This is a genomic window from Arthrobacter sp., assembly GCF_031179385.1.
GTDB lineage: Bacteria > Actinomycetota > Actinomycetes > Actinomycetales > Micrococcaceae > Arthrobacter_D.
Window position 1 is genome coordinate 1 of record NZ_JAPSHV010000032.1, and the last position, 25915, is coordinate 25915.

Annotated in this window: 27 protein-coding genes and 1 tRNA gene; 10 read left to right on the forward strand and 18 right to left on the reverse strand. The window is 63.9% G+C overall.

What is annotated here, in order from left to right; all coding sequences use genetic code 11:
• Positions 1–67 precede the first annotated feature (67 nt).
• A complete protein-coding gene (gene ligD, locus RIF85_RS06810; RefSeq protein WP_309071163.1) occupies positions 68–1090 on the reverse strand; it encodes a non-homologous end-joining DNA ligase in 1023 nt (340 codons plus the stop codon).
• 60 nt (positions 1091–1150) lie between these two features.
• On the reverse strand, positions 1151–1990 hold the full coding sequence (locus RIF85_RS06815) for a siderophore-interacting protein (RefSeq protein ID WP_309071164.1): 840 nt from the start codon (positions 1988–1990) through the stop codon (positions 1151–1153).
• A 93-nt stretch (positions 1991–2083) separates the two neighbouring features.
• On the opposite strand from RIF85_RS06815, the gene RIF85_RS06820 reads away from it, so the two are divergent.
• The gene (locus RIF85_RS06820; RefSeq protein ID WP_309071165.1) at positions 2084–2596 is read left to right on the forward strand and encodes a PadR family transcriptional regulator; all 513 of its coding nucleotides are present in this window, start codon (positions 2084–2086) and stop codon (positions 2594–2596) included.
• Complete coding sequence (locus RIF85_RS06825) at positions 2596–3393, forward strand: alpha/beta fold hydrolase (protein WP_309071166.1); 798 nt, start codon at positions 2596–2598, stop codon at positions 3391–3393. Before RIF85_RS06820 ends, RIF85_RS06825 begins: the two co-directional genes overlap by 1 nt.
• Before the next feature lie 62 nt (positions 3394–3455).
• On the opposite strand, the gene RIF85_RS06830 is transcribed toward RIF85_RS06825, so the two are convergent.
• From RIF85_RS06830 to RIF85_RS06870, 9 genes are all read right to left on the reverse strand, one after another.
• Positions 3456–3529, reverse strand: a tRNA-Pro gene (locus RIF85_RS06830).
• 95 nt (positions 3530–3624) lie between these two features.
• Positions 3625–5157: a ribosome biogenesis GTPase Der gene (der, locus tag RIF85_RS06835; RefSeq protein ID WP_309071167.1), complete on the reverse strand. Its 1533-nt coding sequence runs from the start codon at positions 5155–5157 to the stop codon at positions 3625–3627.
• Positions 5158–5174: 17 nt separating this feature from the next.
• Positions 5175–5873 carry a (d)CMP kinase gene (gene cmk, locus RIF85_RS06840; protein ID WP_309071168.1) on the reverse strand — a complete coding sequence of 233 codons (699 nt, stop codon included), beginning with the start codon at positions 5871–5873 and terminating at the stop codon, positions 5175–5177.
• Positions 5870–6982, reverse strand: a complete 1113-nt coding sequence (locus RIF85_RS06845) for a prephenate dehydrogenase (RefSeq protein WP_309071169.1) — start codon at positions 6980–6982, stop codon at positions 5870–5872. The genes cmk and RIF85_RS06845 overlap by 4 nt, the downstream gene beginning before the upstream one ends.
• Positions 6983–6985: 3 nt before the next feature.
• Positions 6986–8026, reverse strand: coding sequence for a pseudouridine synthase (locus RIF85_RS06850; protein WP_309071170.1), 1041 nt, complete (start codon positions 8024–8026; stop codon positions 6986–6988).
• A gap of 23 nt (positions 8027–8049) precedes the next feature.
• Complete coding sequence (scpB, locus tag RIF85_RS06855; RefSeq protein ID WP_375164832.1) at positions 8050–8709, reverse strand: SMC-Scp complex subunit ScpB; 660 nt, start codon at positions 8707–8709, stop codon at positions 8050–8052.
• The gene (locus RIF85_RS06860; RefSeq protein WP_309071171.1) at positions 8693–9619 is read right to left on the reverse strand and encodes a ScpA family protein; all 927 of its coding nucleotides are present in this window, start codon (positions 9617–9619) and stop codon (positions 8693–8695) included. The genes scpB and RIF85_RS06860 overlap by 17 nt, the downstream gene beginning before the upstream one ends.
• Positions 9620–9635: 16 nt before the next feature.
• Positions 9636–10523: a ParA family protein gene (locus RIF85_RS06865; protein ID WP_204535418.1), complete on the reverse strand. Its 888-nt coding sequence runs from the start codon at positions 10521–10523 to the stop codon at positions 9636–9638.
• Positions 10524–10775: 252 nt separating this feature from the next.
• The gene (locus tag RIF85_RS06870) at positions 10776–12203 is read right to left on the reverse strand and encodes a cation:dicarboxylate symporter family transporter (RefSeq protein WP_309071172.1); all 1428 of its coding nucleotides are present in this window, start codon (positions 12201–12203) and stop codon (positions 10776–10778) included.
• A 171-nt stretch (positions 12204–12374) separates the two neighbouring features.
• On the opposite strand from RIF85_RS06870, the gene RIF85_RS06875 reads away from it, so the two are divergent.
• Positions 12375–14027: a sensor histidine kinase gene (locus tag RIF85_RS06875; RefSeq protein WP_309071173.1), complete on the forward strand. Its 1653-nt coding sequence runs from the start codon at positions 12375–12377 to the stop codon at positions 14025–14027.
• On the forward strand, positions 14020–14736 hold the full coding sequence (locus RIF85_RS06880; protein ID WP_309071174.1) for a response regulator: 717 nt from the start codon (positions 14020–14022) through the stop codon (positions 14734–14736). Before RIF85_RS06875 ends, RIF85_RS06880 begins: the two co-directional genes overlap by 8 nt.
• A 3-nt stretch (positions 14737–14739) precedes the next feature.
• Here the strand turns inward: RIF85_RS06880 and RIF85_RS06885 are convergent, their stop codons facing one another.
• Positions 14740–15735 (reverse strand): sigma-70 family RNA polymerase sigma factor, encoded by a 996-nt coding sequence (locus RIF85_RS06885; protein WP_309071175.1) that lies wholly within the window; start codon positions 15733–15735, stop codon positions 14740–14742.
• Between the two features lie 144 nt (positions 15736–15879).
• On the opposite strand from RIF85_RS06885, the gene RIF85_RS06890 reads away from it, so the two are divergent.
• From RIF85_RS06890 to RIF85_RS06915, 6 genes are all read left to right on the forward strand, one after another.
• A complete protein-coding gene (locus RIF85_RS06890; protein ID WP_309071176.1) occupies positions 15880–16320 on the forward strand; it encodes a VOC family protein in 441 nt (146 codons plus the stop codon).
• Between the two features lie 164 nt (positions 16321–16484).
• On the forward strand, positions 16485–17156 hold the full coding sequence (locus RIF85_RS06895) for a GntR family transcriptional regulator (protein ID WP_309071177.1): 672 nt from the start codon (positions 16485–16487) through the stop codon (positions 17154–17156).
• Positions 17149–18666, forward strand: coding sequence for an MmgE/PrpD family protein (locus tag RIF85_RS06900; RefSeq protein WP_309071178.1), 1518 nt, complete (start codon positions 17149–17151; stop codon positions 18664–18666). The genes RIF85_RS06895 and RIF85_RS06900 overlap by 8 nt, the downstream gene beginning before the upstream one ends.
• Positions 18667–19572 (forward strand): methylisocitrate lyase, encoded by a 906-nt coding sequence (prpB, locus tag RIF85_RS06905; protein WP_309071179.1) that lies wholly within the window; start codon positions 18667–18669, stop codon positions 19570–19572. It abuts the gene before it with no gap.
• Positions 19573–19617: 45 nt separating this feature from the next.
• Positions 19618–20757, forward strand: a complete 1140-nt coding sequence (locus RIF85_RS06910) for a bifunctional 2-methylcitrate synthase/citrate synthase (RefSeq protein WP_309071180.1) — start codon at positions 19618–19620, stop codon at positions 20755–20757.
• A gap of 75 nt (positions 20758–20832) precedes the next feature.
• Positions 20833–21552 (forward strand): alpha/beta hydrolase, encoded by a 720-nt coding sequence (locus RIF85_RS06915; protein ID WP_309071181.1) that lies wholly within the window; start codon positions 20833–20835, stop codon positions 21550–21552.
• Here RIF85_RS06915 and RIF85_RS06920 read toward each other — a convergent pair.
• The 6 genes from RIF85_RS06920 to RIF85_RS06945 all read right to left on the reverse strand — a co-directional run.
• Positions 21549–22025: an NUDIX domain-containing protein gene (locus RIF85_RS06920; RefSeq protein WP_309071182.1), complete on the reverse strand. Its 477-nt coding sequence runs from the start codon at positions 22023–22025 to the stop codon at positions 21549–21551. The genes RIF85_RS06915 and RIF85_RS06920 overlap by 4 nt on opposite strands.
• Positions 22026–22072: 47 nt before the next feature.
• Positions 22073–22765, reverse strand: a complete 693-nt coding sequence (locus tag RIF85_RS06925) for a hypothetical protein (protein WP_309071183.1) — start codon at positions 22763–22765, stop codon at positions 22073–22075.
• Between the two features lie 130 nt (positions 22766–22895).
• Positions 22896–23768: a hypothetical protein gene (locus RIF85_RS06930; protein ID WP_309071184.1), complete on the reverse strand. Its 873-nt coding sequence runs from the start codon at positions 23766–23768 to the stop codon at positions 22896–22898.
• A gap of 1 nt (position 23769) precedes the next feature.
• The gene (locus RIF85_RS06935) at positions 23770–24276 is read right to left on the reverse strand and encodes a sigma-70 family RNA polymerase sigma factor (protein ID WP_309071185.1); all 507 of its coding nucleotides are present in this window, start codon (positions 24274–24276) and stop codon (positions 23770–23772) included.
• A gap of 106 nt (positions 24277–24382) precedes the next feature.
• A complete protein-coding gene (gene xerD / locus RIF85_RS06940) occupies positions 24383–25366 on the reverse strand; it encodes a site-specific tyrosine recombinase XerD (protein WP_309071186.1) in 984 nt (327 codons plus the stop codon).
• A gap of 3 nt (positions 25367–25369) precedes the next feature.
• Positions 25370–25915, reverse strand: a 546-nt coding sequence (locus RIF85_RS06945; protein WP_309071187.1) for an NUDIX hydrolase, incomplete at its 5' end; no start/stop codon positions are given.

Sequence of the window (25915 nt, forward strand, 5' to 3'; positions counted from 1 at the left end):
TCCGACAACCGGTTGGTGGACGGCACCTGCGCTGACAACCCGAGCGCCTGGGGCTGCAAGTAGCCGGCTACTTGTCCTTCTTCGCCCGACTGGGCTGAACCCTTGGCGGCTCCCCCGGCATCTTCGGGTAGTCGGGCGGGAACGGCAACTCGCCGAGCCCCGAATCCAGGTCGCGCTGCCACCAATCCAACAGCATGTCGATCGTGCCGGGTTTCTCATGGAAGGATGCCCACGGGTCGCCGACTGTCCTCAGCCTCTCGGGCACCGTCAGGATCGTGAAGTCCTTCGGATGCACCCTCTCCAGCTCGTCCCAGGTGATGGGGCAGGACACCGGTGCATGCGCCAAAGCCCTCGGACTATACGCACCCGCTATAGTCCGGTCCCGGTTCGCCTGGTTGAAGTCAACGAATACCCGCTCCCCACGCTCCTCCTTCCACCAGGACGTGGTGACCTTGTCGGGCATCCGACGTTCCAGCTCACGCGCGGCAGCAATAACAGCATGCCGCACGTCGAGGAATTCGCGTACAGGCTCAATGGGAGCGTAGACGTGGATCCCTCGGTTTCCGGAGGTTTTCAGGAACGCGGTAAGGCCCGCTTCTTCGAGCACCTTCCGCAACTCGATCGCTGCGGGCACGGCGTCGTCGAAATCCGTTCCGGGCTGCGGATCCAGATCGATGCGCAGTTGATCCGGATTGTCCGAATTGTCAGCTCTTGATGGCCACGGGTGAAACACGACCGTATTCATCTGGGCCGCCCAGACCGCCGCAGCTGGCTCATCGATGACCAACTGCGGGTGGGACCGCGCACTTGGGTATTCGACCTTCACCGACCGGATGTAGTCCGGCGCACCCTTAGGCGGGTTCTTCGAGAAGAACTGTTCGCCGTCGATGTTGTCACCAAAACGCTGAAGGGCCAGCGGGCGGTCCCCGTTCGCGGCGATGAACGCATCGCCCACGTCTATCAGGTACTGCGCCAAGTCGAGCTTCGTCAGGCCTAGCGCGGGCCACATGACGCGGCTGGGACTGGAAATTCGCACTTCACGCGTGCCGTGCGGACCTTCAACAGATAGGACTGTCGCCTCGGATGCCATGGGTCCAACATACTCCGGAAGGCTGCGTGCACGGCCGGCGCGGCACGCCGTCGTCGTTCGTCACGCTGGGAGGATTACACCGATGGGTTCACGCTTCTCGGCCTGGAACCTGTCCTCCGTCCGGCCTGCCGCCCAGTAGCCGGAAAGCGACAACTGTTCCTTAAGGAGTCCGCGCTCTTTCAGGAAGACATCCCGCAGGGCTTTCATCGACTCGCGTTCCCCGTGCGCGAAAACCTGCACTCGTCCAGCGGGCCACGGGTATGCGGACACTGCGTTGGCGAGCAGGAACTTCGTCGCATCGTCCCGCGCGTCCCGGCGTACCCACACGACCTCCACCCCGCGCGGTGTGACCAGCTCGATCATGTCCTCAGAGCTGCCGCATTCCAGAAAGACGACGCCGGCCGCGTCCTCCGGTAGCGCCTCGAGGGTCGCTGCTATCGCCGGCGTCGCCGACTCATCCCCCACAAGCAGGTGCCAGTCGGCTGTAGTGTCCGGATCGTAGGCTCCGCCGGGCCCCATCAACGCGATCTGATCTCCCGGCTTCGCCCTTGCTGCCCAGGGACCGGCAAGACCCTCATCGCCATGAACTACGAAGTCGACGTCAATGGTCCGATCCGCGGGGTTGATGCGACGAACGGTGTAGGTGCGGGTGACCGGAACATCCTCGGGCGGAAGCTGCTCCCGGAGGCCGGCGAGATCGTACGGCGGTGTAAGACCCAGCTCCGGCTTAGCGAACAACAGCTTCACGTAGCTGTCCGTCACATCCTTCGGCTGAAATTCGTCAAAGGCCGGTCCGCCCAGCGTCACCCGGACCATATGCGGTGTCACCCACGCGGTGGCGAGGACATCGAAGACAAGTTGCGGGCGCGGCGGCCGGCTGGGACGAGGGGGCGTATCCATACATCCAATTTCTCACGAGCTGCCCTCTTTCGAGGAAACCATGTGATGTGCTGACGCTTGCCACATCAATATCTGCGTGATCATATATATGACATGTCTCTTATGCACTCGATTCTCGGTCTGTTGGACGTGCGACCGATGACCGGCTATGACCTCAAAAAGGCCTTCGACGGCTCAGTCGGGCATTTCTGGAACGCTGACCAGGCGCAGATCTACCGGACGCTATCGAAGCTGAGTTCCGACGGGCTCGTTCACGTCAGTGTTGTTGCACAGGAGGGTCGCCCCGATCGAAAGGAGCACCGGCTCACCCAGGCCGGGCGCGAGGAGCTTTCCCGGTGGTTACGCTCCCCCATCCCCGAGGAACCCTCGCGTGAACCGTTCCTTGCGCGAATCTTCTTCGCAGGGAGTGAGCAGGACCCTGAGCTGATCCGCGCACTCATCGGCGCGCGGCGCACGGCAGCACACCAACAGTTGCAGTCACTGACCGCAGTCGAAACATCCCGCGCATCGCTAGCGGATCGATTGCGCGCTGCCACCCTCAACAACGGCATACAGCACATCAAGACCGAGCTCTCATGGCTTGATGAATTGGAGGAGGCACTCTGATGCACGTCGCTGAATACGCCCGGGATTCAGAAGAGAGTGTCCTGTTCCTCCACGGCGGGAACGTGGCGGGCTGGATGTGGCATGAACAAGCGCTCGCACTTCCGCAGCACCACAGTCTTGTGCCGGATCTTCCGGGTTTCGGTGCCTCAAACCTTCTGCCCTGGACAACGCTCGAGGAGGTTGTGGATGCCCTGGCTGAAGTCGTCACCGAACGAGCACATGGCGGTCGGGCACACGTCGTCGGGTTGTCCTTGGGCGGTGTTCTCGGCGTTCTGTTCACGGCACGGTATCCGGAGCTGGCGAAAAGTACTTTCGTCAGCGGTGCCGCCATCAATGGTGTCAAGGGCATCACGCGAGCCTTGGGCCTGGGGCAGGTTCGGCTGTGGGGGTCACCGCTCTACTGGAACGGCCTTGCCAGGGCCTTTCGACTGCCCGGGGACTCAGTGGCACAGTTCGTCGTCACCGGCACAGGCATAGACCGTTCGTCAGCTCTGCGCATGATGACCCAGGTCTACGACGGCCTATCTGACACCGACATCGCAGGACTCAGCAGGGCCAGCTTCCCTATCCTCGCCGTTGCCGGCGAACGTGAGCCCAAACTCGTCAGGGACTCCCTCACCCGCATCACCGACTGCGCACCAGGCGCAGCTGCCCGTCTGGCACCCCGCATGCATCATGTCTGGAGCGCTGAGGACCCGGAGCTCTTCCACCGGGTGCTGCTTCATTGGCTTACCCGCGCTGAGGCATCCCAGGAGCTTCTGCCCCTGGCACTGGAGTCTCCTGCCCCCACGCCGTAGTTCCCAACTCCTGAAACGACAAAACGCTTGGTGGAACCATTGGTTCCGCCAAGCGTTATCTGTCGGGATGACAGGATTTGAACCTGCGACCCCTTGACCCCCAGTCAAGTGCGCTACCAAGCTGCGCCACATCCCGATCGGCGCGGACATCCGTCCGAACCACCTGAAGAATCCTATCCTATCGTTGCCCCGACAGACGAACCGACGCTCCCCGGATAGGTCCTCAGACGTCTACTTCTTACGGCCGCGCTTCTCGCGAACGCGCATGCTGACCTCAATGGGTGTTCCTTCAAACCCGAACGTCTCCCGCAGACGGCGGGTGATGAACCGGCGGTACCCCGGATCGAGGAACCCCGTGGTGAAGAGAACAAAGCGCGGGGGACGGGAGGAAGCCTGTGTGCCGAAGAGGATGCGAGGCTGCTTACCTCCGCGTACCGGGTGGGGATGCGCGGCAACGAGTTCTCCGAGGAAGGCGTTCAGCTTGCCCGTCGGAATGCGCTTGTCCCAAGACTCCAGCGCACGGTCAAGAGCGGGCACCAGACGGTCCTTGTGCCAGCCGGTCTTCGCCGAGATGTTCACGCGGGGTGCCCACTCGACGTGCGCCAGGTCCTGCTCGATTTCCCGTTCCAGGTAACGACGGCGTTCGTCGTCGAGCAGGTCCCACTTGTTGAAAGCGAGAACCAGCGCGCGACCGGATTCAATCGCGAGGTTCAGAATGCGCACATCCTGCTCGCTCAGCACCTCGTCAACAGCAAGGAGGACGACGGCGACCTCCGCCTTCTCCAGCGCGGACTGGGTCCGCAGCGAAGCGTAGAAGTCCGCGCCCTGCTGCATGTGCACGCGACGGCGGATGCCGGCCGTGTCGACGAAGCGCCACACCCGTCCACCGAGCTCGATCATCTCGTCGACGGGGTCGCGGGTGGTGCCGGCCAGCGGGTCGACGACGACACGCTCGGACCCAGCCAGCTTGTTCAGCAGCGACGACTTGCCGACGTTCGGGCGGCCAATCAGCGCGACGCGGCGCGGACCGCCTGAGCGCTCCAGCCCGCCGTGCTCAGAGAACTCGGGCATGATCTCAACGGCTTTGTCCAGCATGTCCGCCGTACCGCGGCCGTGCAGTGCCGAGACCGGCATCGGCTCACCGAGACCAAGTGCCCACAGCGCAGCGGCGTCTGCTTCGTTCTGGATGTCGTCGACCTTGTTCGCCACAAGGATCACGGGCTTCTTCTTGCGCCGCAGCATCCGCACCACGGCTTCATCGGTAGCTGTCGCGCCAACAGTTGCGTCCACGACCAGCAGCACAGCATCCGCCAGATCGACGGCGGCCTCGGCCTGGTCGGCAACGCGCGCATGGATGCCGCGGGCGTCGTGCTCCCAACCACCGGTGTCGACAAGCGTGAAGTTGGTGCCGTTCCAGGTTGCCGAGTACATGACGCGGTCACGGGTGACGCCCGGGGTATCCTCTACGACAGCCTCGCGACGCCCCAGGATGCGGTTCACCAGCGTGGACTTGCCCACGTTCGGCCGACCGACGATTGCGAGGACCGGATCGAGCCGGACCGGGGCGTCGTCGTCGTAATCTCCCAACTCCTGCGCCAGGAGGGCGGCGTCCTCCTCGTCCAGTTCATAGTCCTCCAGACCGGCGCGCAGCGACGCTGCGCGGCGCTCAGCCTCAGCGTCATCCAGGGCATGGATGTGCTCGGCTACGGAGTCTTCGCCCGTGGGCTCGTACTCTTCCTCAAGTCCGGTCTGGTTTTCGCTCATATTCGCGATCCTTCGTTTTATTGGTGGGCGACGGTGCGAACTACGTCGAGCACCGCCGTCACTGTCTGCTCGAAATCCAGGTCCGACGAGTCAACGGTTACTACGCCGTTGGCGGCCTGCTGAAAATTGACCACGGACGAGTCCTTGGCATCGCGTGCCAGGACCTGCTGCTTGAGCTGCTCCGCAGTCTGGCTACCGCCGAGCTGGTCCCCGCGCCGCCGCAGCCGTGCTTCCTCGCTTGCGGTCAGGAGGATGCGCACCTCGGCGTCGGGCGCGACGACGGTGGTGATGTCCCTGCCCTCGGCCACAATGCGGTGGTGCGAGTCAGAGATGATCTGCCGCTGCCGGCGGATGAGCTCGCTTCGGGCTCCAAGGGTTGTGGCGACCGCGCTGACGGCCTGCGTGACACGCGGTTCCCGGATTGCGTCGGTGACGTCAATCCCGCTGATCAGCACCGATTCGGTGTCCGGGCGGGTGCTGATGGACAGGTCCAGCTCGCGCGAGGCACGCTCCACTGCACCGGCGTCGGACAGGTCCACGCCCTTCTCGAGGCAATGCAGGGTCACCGCGCGGTACATGGCTCCGGTGTCCAGGTACGCCGCATGAAGCTGGCGGGCAGTCTCCCGACTGACGCTGGACTTACCCGAACCGGACGGCCCGTCGATGGCCACGACCAGGGACTTCCCCAGTCGGAAGTGGGCGAGAGATGCGGTCACTGAACTACCTTCCATCCGCGGTTGGTGAGGAACTCAGTCAGCTCGTGCCGCTTGCCGGGCAGCACGGATATCTCAGCCAACCCCACCTGCCGCTCGGGCGAATGTTCCAGCCTCAGGTCCTCAAGGTTGATGCCGGTGTCCCCGATCTCGGTGAGCAGCCGGGCAATCTGCCCCGGAATGTCATCCACCAGCACGGTGAGCCTGGCGAACGCTTCCGGCGGCGTGCCGTGCTTCCCGGGGATGCGCGCCTGCCCGATGTTGCCCTCGGCCATCAGCTGCGCCATGTCCAGCCGTGCGCCGTCACCCAGCGGGTTCTCAAGAGTGCCGATCAGCCGGTTGAGGTCTTCACGCACTCCATACAGGATGTCCACCAGGCGGCTCGCGTTGGCGGACAGGATCTGCACCCACAACCGGGGATCGCTGGCGGCAATCCGGGTCACGTCCCGCAGGCCGTTTCCGGCCAGCGAAAGGGCATGGGCGGGGGTGTCCTGCAGCCGGCTCGCCAGCAGCGACGACAGCACCTGGGGCAGGTGCGAGATGACCGCTACTGACTGGTCATGTTCCTCCGCGGACATGCGGGAGACGACCGCGCCGAGGTCGATCGCCAGCGCCTCGGCGATGCGCACCGCCTCCGGGTCGCTCAGCGGAGAAGCGCAGATCACCCATGGCATGGAGGTGAACAGCTCGGCGCGGGCAGCTACCGGCCCCGACTTCTCCCGCCCCGCCATGGGATGGGTGCCTACGTAGCGCGGGAGGGCGGCGTCGTCGACTGTTTCTGCTACTGATTTCAGCACTGCGTCCTTGACGCTTGCGATGTCGACGACGACGGCGGCCGGGTAGGCTGCCAGAGCCTCAGAGACCAGCGCGCCGGTTACGTCCGGCGGCGCGGCGACCACTACAAGCTGCGGCGAAAACGTCGAATCGGCCGGGTCGAGCGGACGGCCGGCGCCGATGTCCTGTGCAACAGCTTGCGTGGACGGCGAGATGTCGGAGAGCACGACGTCGATCCCCCGCGCGCGCAGACCAAGCCCGATGCTGGCGCCGAGCAAACCTGTGCCGATGACCAGCACAGGCCCGGACAGGTGTGTGCCGCCGTTTGTCACGGTCATCGGCTACATCTCCACGGCGGCCAGGAGGTGCCCGACTTCCTGACGGCCGAGAACGCGGATGCTTCCCTGGCGCTGATCGCCTACACGGATAGGACCGAACTGCGTACGAACCAGACGCTCGACCGGGTGGCCGACGGCGTCGAACAAGCGACGGACCACGCGGTTGCGGCCGGAGTGGAGCACGACCTCGACGAGTACGTGCCCGGGGGTGGAATCGACCAGGCGGAACGAGTCTACCTTCGCGATACCGTCCTCCAGCTCGATGCCCTGCTTCATCTGTGCGCCGATGCCGTGCGCCATGGGTCCGCGGACCTGCACCAGGTAGGTTTTGGGAACCTCGAAGGAAGGGTGCGTGAGGCGGTTGGTCAGCTCGCCGTCGTTGGTCAGCAGCAGCAGGCCTTCAGTGGCGGCGTCCAGACGACCGATGTGGAAGAGACGCTCACCCTTGCGGTTTTTCAGGTAGTCGCTGATGCATGGTCGGCCCTCCGGGTCCTCCATGGTGGAGACAACACCCTTGGGCTTGTTGAATGCGTAGTAGACCATGGTCTCGTTCAGCTGCAGACGGATGCCGTCGACATGGATCACAGCGCTCGACGCGTCCACGCGGACTCCCAGGTCCGTCACGATGCTGCCGTCGACCTCAACACGGCCGTCCCGGATCATGTCCTCGCACACGCGGCGCGATGCGACGCCGGCCGAGGCCATGACCTTCTGCAGACGGACACCATCGGGATCGTGCACGTCGAGGCGGTCAACCGGCGGAGCCTTGGGACGCCGCGGACGGTGCACGGCGCCAAGGTTGCGGCCGAACCGTTCCTTGCCGAAGGGTGCAGCACCGGCGGATGCGCCCTTCTGACCGCTCCGCGCTGCCTTGGGCGCACCCCCCTTGCCTGCACCAGCGGCACCCTTGGCGCCGGCGGTACCCTTTCCGGCACGCGAAGGCTTTCCGGCACCGGCGTCTCTGCCTGTCTTTCCCGCAGGGTCAGAGGCAGGGTTACGGCCGGCGCGGTTCCTTCCGGATCCGGAGCGAGGCGCCTGTGTCATTGAAAATCCTTAGCTGTTGTACATCAGTACGTGGTGTCGTCGAAGTCCTGGAGGTTTTCCAGTCCGGGCAGGTGCGGAGAAAGCTTGGGCAGGTCGGCAACGGTGCCAATACCCAATCTTTCCAGAAAAAGCGGTGTAGTTCCGTAGAGCACCGCTCCGGTCTCGGGATCGGTGGCCACGTCGGAGATGAGTCCGCGTTGAACAAGGGTGCGAACCACCGAGTCAACGTTCACTCCGCGGATCGCTGAGACCCGCGAGCGTGCAACCGGCTGCCGGTAAGCGATGACTGCGAGAGTCTCCAGCGCGGCCTGGGAAAGCCGGGCGCTTTGACCGTCAAGGACAAACCGTCCGACGACGGCCGCGAACTCGCTCCGTGTGTAGAACCGCCACCCGCCGGCGACATTTCGGAGCTCGATACCCCGACGCCGGGTTGGACCGGTATCCGGGCCCTGACCAGTATAGCCGTCATACTCGTCCTTCAGTTCCGCGAGCGCTTCCCGCACCTTATCCACGGGGACCTGCAAGGCGGTAGCCAGCTCCAGATCGGTCACCGGTTCCTCGACGACGAGGAGCACGGCTTCCACCGCCGCAGGCACTCCCCCAGGAAGTGAGTCGACGTCCGGACCCTGCGGTTCTTCCGCCGCTGCAGCGTCTCCGGGGGGTTTCTCAGTGTGCTCGCTCACGGTCTCCTCCTTCAGCGTCTTCTTCTGCAACGGGCAGGACAGCTTGATCCTGATCGTCCCTGTCGTATTCCTCGCTGATGCTCACCGCTGACCACTCACGTTCACCGGCGGACCAACGGACTGTCAGCTCTCCCAGCGGCGCCGCCTGATCCATGGTGATCACCATGTCGCGGAACATCTCGAGCAGGGCGAGGAACCGGGCCACAACGACAAGAAGGGAGTCCGCGTCGTCGGTGAGCTGTCGAAACGACAGCACGCCCTGTTCCTGCAGCCGCCGCCCGATGATGTCTGCCTGCTCGCGGACGCTGACGGCCGGTGCATGCAGGTGGCCTATCCCGACTTCCGTCGGGGCCGGTTCCCGGGGCTCCAACGCCTTCGCTGCCACTGCCGCAAAGTCCGACGGCGACATCCGCCACGTCAGTTCAGGCATCATCGCTGCGAACTGAGGCTCCAGAGCCACCTGCCGCGGGAAGCGGGCGGCCTCCTCGGCCAGACGCGTTCCGAGTTGGCGGGCAATCTCTTTGAAGGCCTTGTACTGCAGGAGCCGCGCGAACAGGAGATCCCGCGCTTCAAGCAGCGCGATGTCCTCCTCATCCTCAACTTCGCCCGAGGGCAGCAGCCGTGCCGCTTTGAGATCAAGGAGCGTTGCGGCTATCACCAGGAATTCACTGGCTTCGTCGAGGGAGAAGCTGTCCCCGGCCGCGCTGAAGGCACGGATGTAACCAATGAACTCGTCGGTGACCTTCGCGAGGGCGATCTCCGTGATGTTCAACTCATGTTTGGAGATAAGGCTCAGCAGCAGATCGAACGGACCGTTGAAGTTCTCGAGCCGGACTTCGAACCGCCCTGCCTTCTCCGTTCCAGGCAGCGCGGCTGGGGCGCCGCCGTCGTCGTAAGCGTCCTGCGCCATCGGGCGGAGGAGCGGACTACGGTGCGCCGCCGCGGGAAATCAGTTCCCGGGCGAGGTTGCGGTACGCGTCCGCTCCGGAGTGATTGCCGGCGTAGGTGGTGATCGGCTCGGCGGCAACTGTGGCGTCGGCGAATTTGATGGTGCGCTTGATCACCGTCTCGAAGACCTTGTCACCGAATGCCTCAACGAGGCGCGCGATCACTTCACGGCTGTGAAGGGTCCGGGCGTCATACATGGTCGCCAGGACGCCGTCCACCTGCAGGCGCGGGTTCAGGCGGTCCTGGACTTTCTCGATGGTCTCGACCAGCAGCGCAACGGCACGCAGGGCGAAGAACTCACAGATCAGCGGGATGATGACGCCGTGGGCAGCGGTCAGCGCATTCACTGTCAGGAGGCCGAGCGAGGGCTGGCAGTCAATGAGAATGACGTCATAGTTATCCTCGACCTTCCGCAGTGCGCGGTCCAGGACCTGCTCGCGGGCCACTTCGTTGACAAGCTGCACTTCAGCGGCCGACAGGTCGATGTTCGCGGGCAGAAGGTCGATGTTCTCGACGCCGGTGTGCTGGATGGCGTCTTCAATGTTGACCTTGCGGTCCATCAGGACGTTGTAGACGGTGACATCAAGCTCGTGCGGGTTGGTGCCCAGCCCTGCAGAGAGCGCGCCCTGGGGGTCAAAGTCCACGAGGAGGACGCGGCGGCCTGCTTCGGCGAGCGCAGCGCCAAGGTTGATAGTCGACGTGGTCTTGCCGACGCCGCCCTTCTGGTTCACCATGGCGATGACACGGGCCGGCCCGTGGGAGGCCAGGACCGGTGGTTCGGGGAATTCTGTGACCGGACGTCCGGTGGGGCCAATCTCTGAGTCGGTTGCGTCCTTCAGAGTTGTGGAACCCTGTTCGCTACTCACGTATCTATCCACGCTTCCGTCTAGTGCTTGTCCAGTAACTGGTACTGCTCGCTTGCTTCACCACGTTACAACCGGTGTTCGGTTGATCAGTGGAAATACCCGGTGGCCGAACCGCGAGCCTTTAGTCTCAACCTGAGCTTCAACGTTGAGGGTTCTACCCCGCAGAATGACTTGGCAGGACACTCCCCTCTTGATGGTGCATCAGGGGTGTGTCCTGCCAAGTCATGGATGTGTCGACTCGTGCCGGGAAGGTCAGCGGGTGGCTGCTACCTTGTCTCCGTCGCGTCCGGCGAGGTGGCCCTCCGCAATGTCGGTCCTGGTCTCGGCGCCGTCTTCGACAGTGTCAGCGTGATCGTCCTCGAAGTGTCCGGCGCTCATGGTCGCTTCGTCGAACGGCAGACGGCCGGCGAGTACCTCGTCCACCTGACCGCGCTCGATCTCCTTGGTCCAGGTACCGATCAGCAGGGTGGCAACGGCGTTGCCCGTGAAGTTGGTCAGGGCGCGTGCTTCCGACATGAAGCGGTCGATGCCGACGATGAGGCCGACGCCGTCCACGAGGTCGGGGCGGTGTGATTGAAGGCCGCCTGCCAGGGTTGCCAGGCCGGCGCCTGTGACGCCGGCAGCGCCCTTTGAAGCGATGATCATGAAGATCAGGAGCGAGATCTGCTCGCCCAGGGCCAGCGGGGTACCCAGTGCGGAGGCCACGAAGAGCGAGGCCATGGTGAGGTAGATCGCGGTGCCGTCGAGGTTGAAGGAGTAGCCGGTGGGAACCGTGACGCCGACTACCGGCTTGGAGACGCCGAGGTGCTCCATCTTGGCGATGAGGCGCGGAAGCGCTGCTTCCGAGGATGACGTCGAGAAGATCAGCAGGTACTCGCGGGCCAGGTACTTCATCAGCTTGAAGATGTTGATGCCGGTGACCATCTTGAGCAGCCCACCGAGGATGACCACGATGAAGATGATGCAGGTGACGTAGAACGCGGCCATCAGGGTGAACATGCTGACGATGGCCTGGACGCCGGTTTCACCGACGACGGCGGCGATGGCACCGAATGCTCCGATCGGAGCGAGCCACATGACCATAATGAGGATGCGGAACACGAGGGCCTGGATGTGGCCGATGCCGCGGAGGACCGGCTTGCCGGCGGTTCCCATTTTCTGCAGCGCGAAGCCGACGAGCAGGGCGACGAAGAGAGTCTGCAGGATGCTGGTTCCGGTGAGTGAGGACAACAGGGTGTCCGGGATGATGCCGAGCAGGAAGTCGACGGTGCCTTCCGACTTCGTGTCATCGGTCTCATAGCTGGCACCTGAAATATCCAGGCCTTCACCGGGCTGGATGATGTTGCCGACCACCAGGCCGATGGCGAGCGCAAAGGTGGACATCAGCATGAAGTAGCCGAGTGCAAGTCCGCCGACCTTGCCGACCGTGGCGGCCTTGGCGATGGATCCGATACCGAGCACGATGGTGCAGAAGATGATCGGTGCGATCATCATCTTGATCAGGCCGATGAAGGCAGTGCCGATGGGCTTCATCGACTTGGCCACCTCCGGCGCGACGAGACCCAGGATGGCGCCGAGGATGACGGCGGCGATGACCGCAATGTAGAGGGTGTGGGTCTTATCCACCCTCTTGCGGGGCTTGTCGACCGAAGCGGCAGACTGTGCAGGCATCTTCGCCATGCTGTTACTCCTTATGCTGGTAGGCGGCCCATTGGCCGGTTCCTATTCATCGTGGGCGATACAGTGATTTGGGTCACCATTGCGTTCATACTGTTCGCCGGCCCATGCAACCCAAGCTGAGCCGTCCGCAAATCCAGGACGGGAGCCGCAGGCGAAAGGAGTGGAAGACGCATGAGGAACTGGAGTTTGGCCCGGCAGTTCTTCATCGGGCAGCTCGTCTTCGTCCTCGCCCTGACGACCACCATCTCGTGGGTGCTTTACCTCGATGCCGAAGACAGCACGTTTGACGCAGCTTCCCAGCGCATGCTCGCGGTTGCAACGACCTTCGCGAATGATCCCTATGTACTGGAGGCGGTGCAGGCTCCGAAACCGTCCGACCTGCTGCAGCCTTATGCAGCGGAAGTGATGAATGATCTCGGAGTCGATTTCATCACCATCATGGATACCGACAGGACCAGGTATACCCACCGCAACATCAGCGAGATCGGTGGACGCTACATCGGGTCCGTCGACCAGGCGCTTGCCGGTAACCCGCATACAGAGGTATTTACCGGTACTCTCGGACCCTCGGTCAGGGCAATCGTTCCGATACGAGCAGAGGACGACGACGTCACCGCGCTCGTTTCTGCCGGCGTCACCGTGGATACGGTCTCCATCGCGCGCAACGCGCAGCTCCCCCTCGTCTGGCTCATTGCCGCCGGCGCCCTGACGGCCGGCACCATTGTCTCCCTGCTGCTCAGCCGTCATCTGCGCAGGGCAACCCTCGGCCTCGGCACCGAGCAGCTCTCCCGGATGTTCGTGTTCTACGACTCTGTGTTGCATTCAGTCCGGGACGGACTGGTACTGACCAACCTCCGCGGGGACCTCGTACTCTACAACGATCAGGCCGCAGCGCTATTGAACCTGCCCTCCTCGGTTCCGGGCGAACCGAAGCCGGCCTCCGACGTCGGCCTCTCCCCCTCGATACAGGAGTTGTTGATGAGCGGACGCAGGGCAATGGATGAGATCCATGTCACTGACGATCGTGTGCTGGTAGTCAACCAGGAACCGGCCATCCCAGCGTCCGGAACGAAGCCGCTGGGAACGGTGACCACGATCCGCGACCACACCGAACTTGAGGCTCTCTCGGATGAAGTCCAGACCATGCGCACGTTGACCGAAGCACTGCGCGCCCAGACCCACGAGCACGCCAACCGGCTGCACACCATCGTGTCCCTGATTGAACTCGACCGGCGGTCGGACGCCCTTGAGTTCGCGACCCGAGACCTTCAGCAGTCCCAGCAACTCACCGATGAGGTGGTTGCGGCCATTGACGAACCCTTCATCACCGCACTGCTGGTCGGTAAGGCTGCGCAGGCCAATGAACGCGGACTGCAGCTGTCAATCGACGTACCTGAGACACTGGAAACCCGCGGAATGGACCCCAGGGATCTGGTCACGATCGTCGGCAACCTGCTGGACAACGCGTTCGACGCCGCCGCAGCTTCGGATGACAGGTCCGTCTCCCTGTCCATCCACACTGCCGGTGAAGACGCCGACACTATCGTCATCGAGGTCAGCGACAGCGGACCGGGCCTGGACGATGCACAACTCGGTAATGTCTTCACGCTCGGCTCCACTTCGAAGGGAGCGGCCGGAACCCGCGGACTGGGCCTGGCCCTGGTACGCCAGGCCGTGCACCGGTTAGGCGGAACCATCACCGTCTTGAACGACGGCGGCGCATGTTTCACTGTCCTTCTCCCGGCGGGCGCCTCCCCCTTGCCGGGCAGGCCGAATGAGCAGCCGGCCCAGCTGAGGACGCATGGAGAACTGCCGAATGGGTAGCAGCATCTCGAGCCACCCCATCCGGGTGCTGGTGGTGGAGGATGACCCCATTGCAGCCGAAGCGCATGCCCTGTACGTCCGCCGTCTTGAGGGGTTTGAGCTCGTCGGTACTGCAGGTACCGGCTCCGATGCCCTCGCCATGGTCCGCAGGCAGTCAGACGCAGGCGCCGAGACCATCGATCTGGTGCTGCTCGATATGAACCTTCCGGACCTGCATGGCCTTGACATCATCCGTCGGATCCGCGGCTCAGGCAGCACCGTGGACATCATCGCGATTACGGCCGTACGTGAGCTTGGAGTGGTCCGGTCTGCCATCTCATCAGGAATTGTGCAGTACCTGATCAAGCCGTTCACCTATTCGGCATTCAGCGAGAAGCTGGGCAACTACAGGCAGTTCCGGGAGAACCTGCAGGCGCAGGCTTCGTCCACCACGCAGTCAGAAGTCGACAATGCCCTCGCGGCCCTGCGTCCGCCGTCGCAGGGAAGCCTGCCCAAGGGATTATCCGAGGAGACTCTGCGCGCCGTCGTTTCCTTCCTGTCGACGGCGAGCGCCCCGGTTTCCGCGGTGGAGGTGGCATCGTCGCTGGAATTGTCCCGGGTGACAGCACGGCGGTATCTCGAGCACCTGGCCGACAATGGGTCGGCGCGTCGAATGCCGCGCTATGGAACGCGCGGACGGCCTGAACTGGAGTACAGCTGGGCCCGCTAGGGGCTAACGCTCGTCAACCCTGTCCGGAAGCCCGAACGCCGGGAACAGTTCCGGATACAGGAAGTTGTGGTGGCCCACGATGCGGCCATCTGCCGCCTCGATGACCTGAATAGCAAACGGCTCCCACAGACCAGGTTCCACAGGGTGATACGCGCCGAACCCTGCGGTTCCATTCACCGTCACGGGGATAAGGCGGCTGTCCTTGCACACTATTCCCTTGCCCAGGAACCACGCCGCGCAATCCTCCGGGCCACTGAGCCAGAGGTTGAACGGCGGCATCGACAGCACGGCATCATCCCGCAGCAGGGACACCAGCCGATCGATGTTGTACGTCTCGAAGGCTTCCACGTACTGCTCAAGCAGCACGGTGTGTTTGCTGTCCATGGTGGACATCAACGCCGGCCCCCGGCGCGCAGCGAGAGTCTTCCGCGCGCGCTGCAGGGCGCTGTTGACGGCGGCTACCGTCTGTTCCAGTAGATCGGCCGCCTCGCTGGCCTTCCAGGCGAGCACCTCACAGAGGATCAGCACCGACCGTTGCAGCGGCGGCAGGTGCTGCAACGCTGCCACAAAGGCGAGCCGGACTGACTCCTTGGCCAGGGCGACGTCGGCGGGGTCGGCGTTGAGATCAATGACCTTGCTGTCGGCGATGGGTTGGACGAACGCGCTTTCGGGCAGCGGCGCTCCGAGCACCGCTTCCGACGTGGGAGTCGCCGGACCTAACTCCATCGGCCGGGCACGCCGCTGCGGGCTGCGCAGCATGTCGATGCAGACGTTGTGGGCGATCTTGTAGAGCCACGTCCGGGTGGAGGAGCGCCCGTTAAAGTCGTTGCGGTTGTTCCATGCCTTGATCATGGTCTCCTGCACGGCATCTTCCGCTTCGGAGCCGGATCCCAGCATCCGATAGCAGTAGCCGGTCAGTTCCCTGCGGTAGCTTTCGAGGTCCTGGACTGACGTTCCTGAGGAAAGACCTACCTGTCCCGTCTCCATTGCTGGCTGCATGCCCTTCAGCGTATCGGCGGGAGCCGGGACAACACGAAGTTCGGCGGAAGTTTTCTTCGGAACCGATGATTTCCCGACGTCGCCGCCGTCTACTGGGTAAGCGAGCATTCACGCCGCCGAAACCCTCATCAAGGAGTGAGCACCATGACCACCAGCGTCTTCATCAACCTCCCCGTGAAGGACCTTCCGAAGTCGAAGGAGTTCTACACCAGCCTGGGCTGGAGCCTGAACCCGGCCTTCAGCGACGACAACGCCGGCTGCATCGTCATCAGCGACACCATCTATGTCATGATCCTGACGCACGAGCATTACCAGCAGTTCACCGACAAGCAGATCGCCGACACCTCAAACACCTCCGCCGTTCTCAATGCCATCAGCGTAGATACCCCCGAGGAAATCGACGGTTTGGTCGACCGGGCGATCGGCGCGGGTGCCGTGGAGGGCAAGCCGCAGGACTACGGCTTCATGCGTTCGCGTACCTTCGCCGACCCGGACGGCCATTCGTGGGAAGTCCTCTGGATGGACCCGATCGCCCAGACCGGCGACTGGGCGGCGGTGCAGGAGAAGTACCCGCAGGAGGCCTGAAAGGACCATCACCTGACGACGACGGCGGCACCGCCCGGACGGTGCCGCCGTCGTTTGTCTGTATACAGAACCGGGAGAAAAATCCCTCTCTCGCACGCCTCCGTTGATCCTGCCCACTGCGTTGTATACATTGGAACAAGTGCGACGAGCGAAGGAGCAGGCAGATGCGGGCAAGTGACCGCGCCTACCAGGCGTTGCGCTCCGACATCATGGATTGGCGGCTTGCACCCGGTGCGGTGCTCGCCGAAGTTGAGCAGTCTGCCCGGCTCGGTGTCTCACGGACACCTCTCCGCGAGGCGCTCTCGCGGCTGACGGCGGAAGGGCTGACGGAAGCCCACGCCGGACGCGGCGTCGTCGTCAGCGAAGTCTCGCTGGAGAAAATTGCGGAGCTATTCGCCGTCCGAATTCCGCTGGACTGCACGGCCGCTGCCCTCGCGGCTGCTCACGGGGACCGGGAGTTGTTCGAAGGCTTGACCCTGCGGTTCGAATCGGCGTCGTCGCTCATCCGGAGCCCGGACACCGGACAGCGCCGGTACTACGAACTGGTCGCCGAACTGGACGCCGCCATTGACGCCGCCGCGGCGAATCCTTATCTCCTCCAGGCTCAGAAGCAGCTCCGCACGCACCTGAGCCGCGTACGCAGGCTGGCGCAGGATGACGTTGCACGCCTGACGGCCTCCGCAGCCGAACACGCACAGATCGCCAGATCAATCACGCAGGCCAACGGCGACCTCGCCGTTGCCTCCACCAAAGTCCACCTCCACAACAGCCTGCAGTATCTGCTCGCTGCACGAGCACACATCACCGCCACCCGAGAGGAAGCCCATCATGGTTGAGATTCATCCCGTCCGCGTGCACCGCAGCGAGGAAAACCTCCCCCGAAGCGGTCAACTTGCCTGGAAGATCGCCGAGGTTGCCACGGATCCGGTCGGGGTCGACGACGACGTCGCCGACATGGTGATCAACCGGATCATCGACAACGCCTCAGTCGCCATCGCCTCGCTGTCCCGTGCACCGATCGTCGCCGCGCGGGCGCAGGCGCTGAGCCACCCGGTCTCAGTCAACGGACGCGGCGCCACCCTCTTCGGAATCGGTGCGAAGAGTTCGCCCGAATGGGCTGCCTGGGCAAACGGCGTTGCAGTCCGTGAGCTCGACTACCATGACACCTTCCTCGCCGCCGACTACTCCCACCCGGGAGACAACATCCCGCCGATACTCGCAGTAGCCCAGCACACCGGCGCCTCGGGAGCCGACCTGCTCCGCGGCATCGCCACTGGATACGAGATCCAGGTGGACCTGGTCAAGGCAATCTGCCTGCACAAGCACAAGATCGACCATGTCGCGCATCTGGGCCCGTCCGCGGCGGCCGGCATCGGTACACTGCTGGGGCTCGACGCGGAGACCATCTTCCAGGCCGTAGGCCAGGCCCTGCACACGACGACGGCAACCCGCCAGTCCCGCAAGGGCGAGATCTCGACGTGGAAGGCGCATGCCCCGGCGTTCGCAGGCAAGATGGCCGTCGAAGCCGTGGACCGGGCCATGCGGGGGCAGACCTCCCCGACTCCGATCTATGAGGGCGAGGACGGCGTGATCGCCTGGTTGCTGGACGGCCCCGACGCCAGGTATGAGGTTCCGCTGCCCGCCGCCGGCGAACCGAAGCGGGCGATCCTGGACACCTACACCAAGGAACATTCTGCCGAGTACCAGGCCCAGGCCTGGATCGACCTCGCGCGCCGGCTGAACGCTGCCCATCCGGAGGTCACCGATCCGGCGCGGGTTGAATCCATCCGGATCCATACATCGCACCACACGCACTACGTGATCGGCTCCGGAGCGAACGACCCCCAGAAATATGATCCTGCCGCGTCCCGCGAGACGCTTGACCACTCAATTCCGTACATCTTCACGGTTGCGCTGCAGGACGGCCGCTGGCATCACGTCGATTCGTACGCCCCGGAAAGGGCCTCCCGCGCTGACACCGTTCAGCTGTGGCACAAGGTCACCACCGTGGAGGACCCGGAGTGGACCCGGCGCTACCATTCACTGGACATCAGCGAGAAAGCCTTCGGTGGACGGGTCGAGATCACCCTGGCCGACGGCACCGTCATCATCGATGAGATCGCCGTCGCCGATGCACATCCGCTCGGAGCACGCCCCTTCACACGTGAGCAGTACATCGGAAAGCTACGTACGCTCTCCGCCGGCGTGGTGAAGGACGCTGAGCTTGACCGGTTCCTCGACGCGGTACAGCGCCTGCCCGAGCTCACGCCCGACGAGCTCGACCAGCTGAACCTGGCCGCCGCCGTCGACCTCCTGGCAGCAGGATCACCGAAAGGACTGTTCTAGATGCTGTACTCCTCCGTAACGCCCGAGCAGAAGCGGAAGGTCCTGCGGGCCGGACTGGCAAGCGGCCGTCTCCAGCAATTTCCCGGGGCCTTCAATCCGCTGTCCGCGCGGCTGATCGAAGACAAGGAGTTCGACGGCGTCTACATCTCCGGCGCGGTCCTGGCGAACGACCTCGGTCTGCCGGATATCGGTTTGACGACCCTCACGGAAGTCACCACCCGGGCCGGCCAGATCGCCCGCATGACCGACCTCCCCGCGCTGGTGGACGCTGACACCGGTTTCGGCGAGCCGATGAACGTTGCCAGGACGGTCCAGGAGCTGGAAAACGCCGGCCTGGCAGGTTGCCACATTGAGGACCAGTACAACCCGAAACGGTGCGGTCATCTCGACGGCAAGAACGTTGTTGACGAAGACACCGCCGTCAAGCGCATCCGGGCAGCTGCCGACGCACGGCGTGATGGCAACTTCCTCATCATGGCCCGAACGGACATTCGCGGCACCGACACCCTCACTGCCGCGCAGGACCGGGCAAAAGCGCTGGTCGACGCCGGGGCAGACGCCATCTTCCCCGAGGCGATGCGGGACCTCACGGAATTCGAGGCCATTCGCCGGGCGGTCGATGTGCCGATCCTGGCGAACATGACCGAGTTCGGGAAGAGCGAGCTCTTCACTACTGCCGACCTTGAATCAGTGGGAGTGAACATGGTGATCTATCCGGTGACGCTGCTCCGTAGTGCGATGGGCGCGGCGGAGCGTACGCTGGAGACGATCAAGGCCGACGGCACCCAGGGGGCCGCCGTTGGCTCCATGCAGACCCGCGCACGGCTCTACGAGCTCGTCGATTACGAAGCGTACAACCGATTCGACACCTCAGTGTTCAACTTCCAGGTGCCCGGCGGACAGTGAGACACCCCGGCACGCGCCGGACACCATAGACAAAGGAGTCAACGCATGACCGAACCCCAGATCTACAAGGGCCTCGCCGGAGTCACTGCGGACACCACCGCAATCTCGAAGGTCAATCCGGAGACCAACTCGCTGCTGTACCGCGGGTACCCGGTCCAGGAGCTTGCAGGTGCCCTGAAATTCGAAGACGTCGCCTGGCTCCTCTGGCACGGTGAACTCCCCACCGAAGCTGAGGCGCAGCAGTTCCGCCAGCAGGGGCGCCCCTCGCGTGCATTGGCCGATAATGTGAAGGCCGCCATCGATCTGCTGCCGCTCAGCTGCCACCCGATGGATGTCGGCCGTACGGCTGTCTCCGTGATCGGCGCCAACCACCCCAAGGCGGAAGACTCCTCGCCGGAAGCCGAACTGGAGAAGGCGACGGAGCTGCTGGCGGCGTTTCCCGCCGTCGTTGCTTATGACCAGCGCCGCCGCCGCGGGCTCGAACCGGTGGAAGCACGCGAAGACCTGGATTACTCCTCCAATTTCCTCTGGATGACCTTCGGTGAGGAGGCAGCACCTGAGGTTGTTGAGGCCTTCAACACGTCGATGATCCTCTACGCCGAACACTCATTCAATGCCTCAACGTTCACCGCACGAGTGATCACGTCCACCCTCGCCGACCTTCATTCGGCGGTCACCGGAGCCATCGGCGCGCTGAAGGGACCACTCCACGGCGGAGCGAATGAAGCCGTCATGCACACCTTCGAGGAAATCGGCATTCAGGCGGATGAGTCCCTGGAGGACGCGACTGCCCGAGCCAGGGCCTGGATGGAAGAAGCCCTCGCTCAGAAGAAGAAGGTGATGGGATTCGGTCACCGTGTCTACAAGAACGGTGATTCACGGGTTCCCACCATGAAGGCGGCCCTCGATGCGATGGTCAAGCACTATGGGCGTCCGGAGATCCTCGGTCTGTATGACGGGCTGGAGACGGCGATGCAGGAGGCGAAGGGCATCAAGCCCAACCTCGACTATCCAGCGGGTCCTACCTACCACCTCATGGGGTTCGATACCGAAATGTTTACGCCCCTGTTCATTGCCGCCCGCATTGCTGGGTGGACCGCACACGTCATGGAGCAGCGCGCAGCGAACTCTCTGATCCGGCCGCTGGCCGCCTACAACGGCGCGGACGAAAGACACCTCTCCTAGCCCGCGGACAGTGGCTGTCCTCAATCTAGGAGAATCCGTTCTTGTAAACGGACGCTCCCGGTAGGGTTTCCGGACATGGACATCATTCTGGTTCCCGGTTTCTGGTTGGACGCTTCCTCCTGGTCTGAGGTGACCCCGCCGCTTACGGCTGCCGGACACCGCGTACACCCGCTGACCCTTCCCGGCTTGGAAGCGGTGGATGCTCCGCGGGAGGGGATCGGCCTGCGTAGCCACATCGACGCCGTCGTATCGGTGGTGGATGCCATCGCCGATCCTGTGGTGCTCGTGGGTCATTCCGGTGGAGGAGCCATCATCCACGGCGTGGCGGACGCGCGTCCGGAACGCATTGTCAGGGCCATTTACGTGGACAGCGGTCCTCTCGGCGAGGACGGCGTGATCAATGATGAGCTGCCCTCGGATGGCGATGACATACCGCTGCCACCGTGGGAGGTCTTTGATGATGAGGATCTCGTCGACCTGAACGACGAGCTGCGCGCCGACTTCCGGCGCCGCGCAGTTCCCCAGCCCCGCGGCGTCGCCTGCGATCCACAGCACTTGTCCGACGAACGCCGCTACGACGTTCCGGCCACCGTCATCGCCTGTGAGTTTCCTTCTGCGCAGTTGCAGGAATGGGTGGCGCAGGGGCATCCCTACGTCGCGGAGCTCGGGCGGATGAAGGACGTTGAGTACGTCGACCTGCCCACCGGACACTGGCCGCAGTTCACCCGGCCGAAGGAGTTGGGCGAGATCATTGCGGCGGCAGTCGACGGTTCTCCCCGCCCTCCTGCCGGCTAATCGAAGTCGGCGGTCGCCACCGTCTCATTATCCGGATTGAGTGTCACGGTCACATTCAGCGGCTGGCTGCGGAGCACGTGGCCGAGCCAGTGCTTTGCGTCGTCCCACATGCCGTCCCACGGCACCTGCTCGACCGGGTACCAGCAGGGGTCGATTTCATCCGTGACGGCGGGGTGTCCGGAAAACCGCTCGGTGGTGAAGACTACGGCGTCCATATCCAAAACAGGCTTGACCGGAAAACGCCACCGGACCGGGCCCAGTTCCACGAGATCTGCGACCTTCACGACGACGCCGGACTCCTCGTGGACTTCGCGCGCAGCGGCTTCTCCGGCGGATTCTCCGGGTTCGATTCCGCCGCCGAGGGCCACGATTCGACCAGTGCCGAAACCGGAGCGCTTCATCCCCAGCAGGACTTCACGGCCGGCAGTTGTCTGCCGGAACAGGAAGCACAGCGCGACTCTGCGTGGGGTCATGAGAATCAAGTTTAGTCTCGGAGTGCAGAGGGAGTTGAACCGGTCCGCTAGGATCGCCGACGATCATCCTCTCGCAGGAAAAAGGCACCTAAAGAGCCGGCTAGCGTAGCGAAGACGCCGATCGAATAGACGGCGAGAAGCACCTGCACTATGCGGGCGAACGCACTGTTCGGCGTGATGCCGCTGCCGGTGATGGTCGCCATGGCCGTCTCATAAAGGGCGTCGCCGTACGCCGAGTGCGTGCCTGTTGCGTAGAGCAGCTGGCTGGTTGCAAGGATCACGACGGCGGTGACTGCGGCCATCCAGCCGATTCTGCTTGAGAGCAGCCTCCCCGCCGACCGCGAGCCGCGTACACCTGCGGAGAGAATTCCGCCGACGCGGGCCACTCTGGCAAGGCGCAGAAGGCGGACAGCCTGGAGTGCCCGCACAAAACGGAGAAACGGCATAAGCAGGAAGATGACCTGCCACCAGTTCTTTCTCCAAAAAGCCGAGCTGAACCGCGCAATGTAAGCACGAAGCAGGAATTCGGCAACGAAGACCGCCCAGAACACCCATCCGGCAACGGTGAGCGCCAGGACAAGACCCCGATCGGTGGCCAGAAGCTGGCCAAGGACAACGAAGAGGAAAACAAGACCGAGAACCCCCATCGGCCGATCCAGACGCCGGGCGAGAATCTCTGCGGCGGTAAGACCCCCTGCTGGGTCACGATCTCCGGAGTCGTTTGATGGGGCATCGCTCATCTCCCCCATTTTTCCACGGCACCGTTTCCTTCCGGCACACGGAATGTGCAAAGGTCATTCGGCGGAGCGAAGTCCTGCTCCCGCGCACCTCAGCGGTGCACAGGAGCAGGACTGTCACAGTGATCGAGTGTCAGTTTCCGGCAGGACCCTCTCCGACCAGTTCCGGCCGCAGCTCTACTGGAAGCCCTACCTGGATGAACTGCTGATCCATGGCTTCCTGGGGAGTGCTTCCCTCCGGCACGGGGAGGAAGTCCCAGTTCACGATGGTGCTGTGATTGGCGAGCTCCACCAGCCACTGTCCATCAACACGATGGGCGATGTAGAACCAGGTATTGCCGCCGTCCTGCGGGTTGGCTTCGAAACCCTCATCGGTCACTTCCATAGCCATCCAGTCAGCGGTGCACCCGACAACGTCGTAGTGCCCGGGATCGGCGGCGAACGGCGTCATACCCATGAAGTCGCTCCCCTGGTCCGTGACGCGGTCGACGTCCTCTACCCGGCACCCCTCATCCGCTGGCGGTCCGGTCGGCACTCCTGTCGGTTCGGCGCCGGGTTCACCGGTCGGATCGACCGTCGGTTCCGGAGCAGGCGATGGATCCACCGTTGCTTCCTGGGAGGGCTCTGCGGTCGGCGTAGGCTGGACCGTCGGCGTCGGGTCAGTGGTTGCTGCCGGTGGCGGCGCCTCCGTACCGAGGGAACCACCCACGACGACCGCGCCGGCTACGGCTGCCGCTGCGGCAGCGCCTGTTACAAAAGCCGCCATCCGACGGCGGCGACGCATCGGCACAACAACGGGGCGGTCGTCGCTGAAGGCGTCATTCTCCTGCTCCGGATCGATTCCGGTCCTGTATTCGCTGCGGATAGTTTCAGTGTTCATGGTGAGTTCGGACTTTCGGTCGCCAGCATCAGCCGGGAAAGCAATGATTTCTGTTGGTGAATCCTCGGACTCACGTTCGGCGCGCACGGGGTCAAGGCCCCGGATCAGGTTCTCTATGCGGTCCATCTCAGGCACCTTCCTCTGCCATCACAGCGGCAGGCATCATCTCTGCAAACGCGGCGCGAGCCCGGTGCAGTCGAACTTTGGCAGCTGAGGCGCTGCAGCCGAGCACCTCACTGATCTCAGTAATGGACAGGTCGTCCCAGTAGGCCAGCAGAAGAATCTCGCGCTCTTTCTCCCGCAGTCGCAACAACGAATCGGCAACCGCCTGCTGTTGCGCACCGTTGCCGGCGCGGGCGGCTATGACGACCGAGTCCCGAACCCGCTGCATGAGGTGCTCTGCGCGTTCACGACGACGGTATTCATTGCCGATAACGTTGCGGGCCACGGTGAGCAGCCACGCCGGCGTCACGTCAGCAGCGTCCGGATTCCGCTGCCAGGCGATGCGGAATACATCGTTGGTGAGTTCCTCGGATGCTTCCCGGCTACTGACTCGGCGGTGAATGAAGGAAAACACGCGGTCGCGGTGTTCCCTGTGTAGCGCCGCGAACACGTCGTCGTATCGCTGCAACACTGTCCCCCCTGGTGTATGTGTCCTGTCCATACCCCTCTTGTTTCCGGCATCCCGGATGGGGTTACAGGCGGCGCCGAATAACTACCAATTGCCGACTAACTACCCATTAAAGGGCGCGCGGGTGCGCTGCGGCATAGATTTCCCGCAGTGTGTCAGCTGTGACGAGGGTGTACACCTGGGTAGTGGTCACCGAGGCATGGCCGAGAAGCTCCTGCACCACCCGGACATCCGCCCCGCCCTGCAGCAGGTGCGTCGCGAAGGAATGGCGGAGGGTATGGGGTGAGACCTCGCCGGATACCTTGGCGCGTTCGGCGGCAGCCCGAAGGATGGTCCACGCGCTCTGCCTGCTCAGGCGGCCGCCGCGGAGGTTCAGGAACAGGGCCGGCGCACTGGTCCGCTCGGATGCGTTCGCTGCTAGCGCGGGACGGGCACGCACGAGGTAGGAATCGATTGCCCGCGCCGCGTAGGAGCCTAACGGAACCAGCCGTTCCTTCGACCCCTTACCGAAGAGACGGACGACGGCGGGACCGTCCAGCGCTGCATCCACGGACACGTCGTCGACGTCCAGGCCCACGGCCTCGCTGATACGGGCTCCGGTCGAGTAGAGGAACTCCAACAACGCGCGGTCCCGAAGTCCGGCCGGAGTGGATGTATCAACGGCTTCGAGGATCCGCGTCACCTCTTCAACGGAAATTGCTTTCGGCAGCCGCTGTCCCGCGGTAGGCGGATGAACATCTTCGGCCGGGTCCGCCGTCGTCGTTCCTTCAAGTGCGAGGAAGCGGTGCAGTCCGCGGACAGCTACCACGGTGCGCGCGGCCGAGCGCGGGCTCAGCGGTGCCTGTCCGTCCTCTCCGGTGGCCAAACCCTGCGCGAAGGCAGAGACCAGCTGGCGGGTAACTGCAGCCATCGAGTCCACGCCGTGGGAGACGAGGAAACGGTGGTACCTCAGCAGGTCGCGGCGGTAGGCGGCGAGGGTGTTCGCAGACAGGCCGCGCTCCACGAGCATGTGCTGGAGGTACTCGCTGATGAGCCGTCCGGGAACGGTCGAGGAAAGCTCGTCCTGCACTGTGGCCTGCCCGCCCTCGCCCATGGGTCAGTCCCGCAGTACAGGGCCCTGAGGCCACGTTCCGTGCTGGCTGGGATGTTCCGGCCACGGAGCATCGGCGGGACGGAGGGAACGATAACCGGACTGTCTGGCCGCCGCGGCAGCGAGCACAGCGGCCGCAGCGGAAGGACTATGGATACGCCCTTCGAGCACAGCCTGCACGGCGTCCTGCAGCGGCACCCAGGCGAACTCGATCTCGGCTTCCTCATGGGTGCGGGTATGCCGCTCCGCGTGAGGCACCTCGGTGATGTTCTGGGCAAGGTAAATGCGGAGCGCTTCGCTCGAGGACCCTGGCGAGAGGAAGAGATCCGTCAGGACGTGCCAGGTGCCGGCCGCGACATCGGCTTCCTCCGCAAGCTCACGCGCCGCAGCGTCTACGAAGTCCTCCCCGTCGACGTCAAGCAGCCCGGCAGGGATCTCCCACAGGTCCATCCGCACCGGGTGACGGTACTGACGGAGCAGCAGGACCCGTTCTTCACTGTCCATCGCGAGGATCGCCACGGCACCGGGGTGCTGGATGTACTCGCGGGTGAT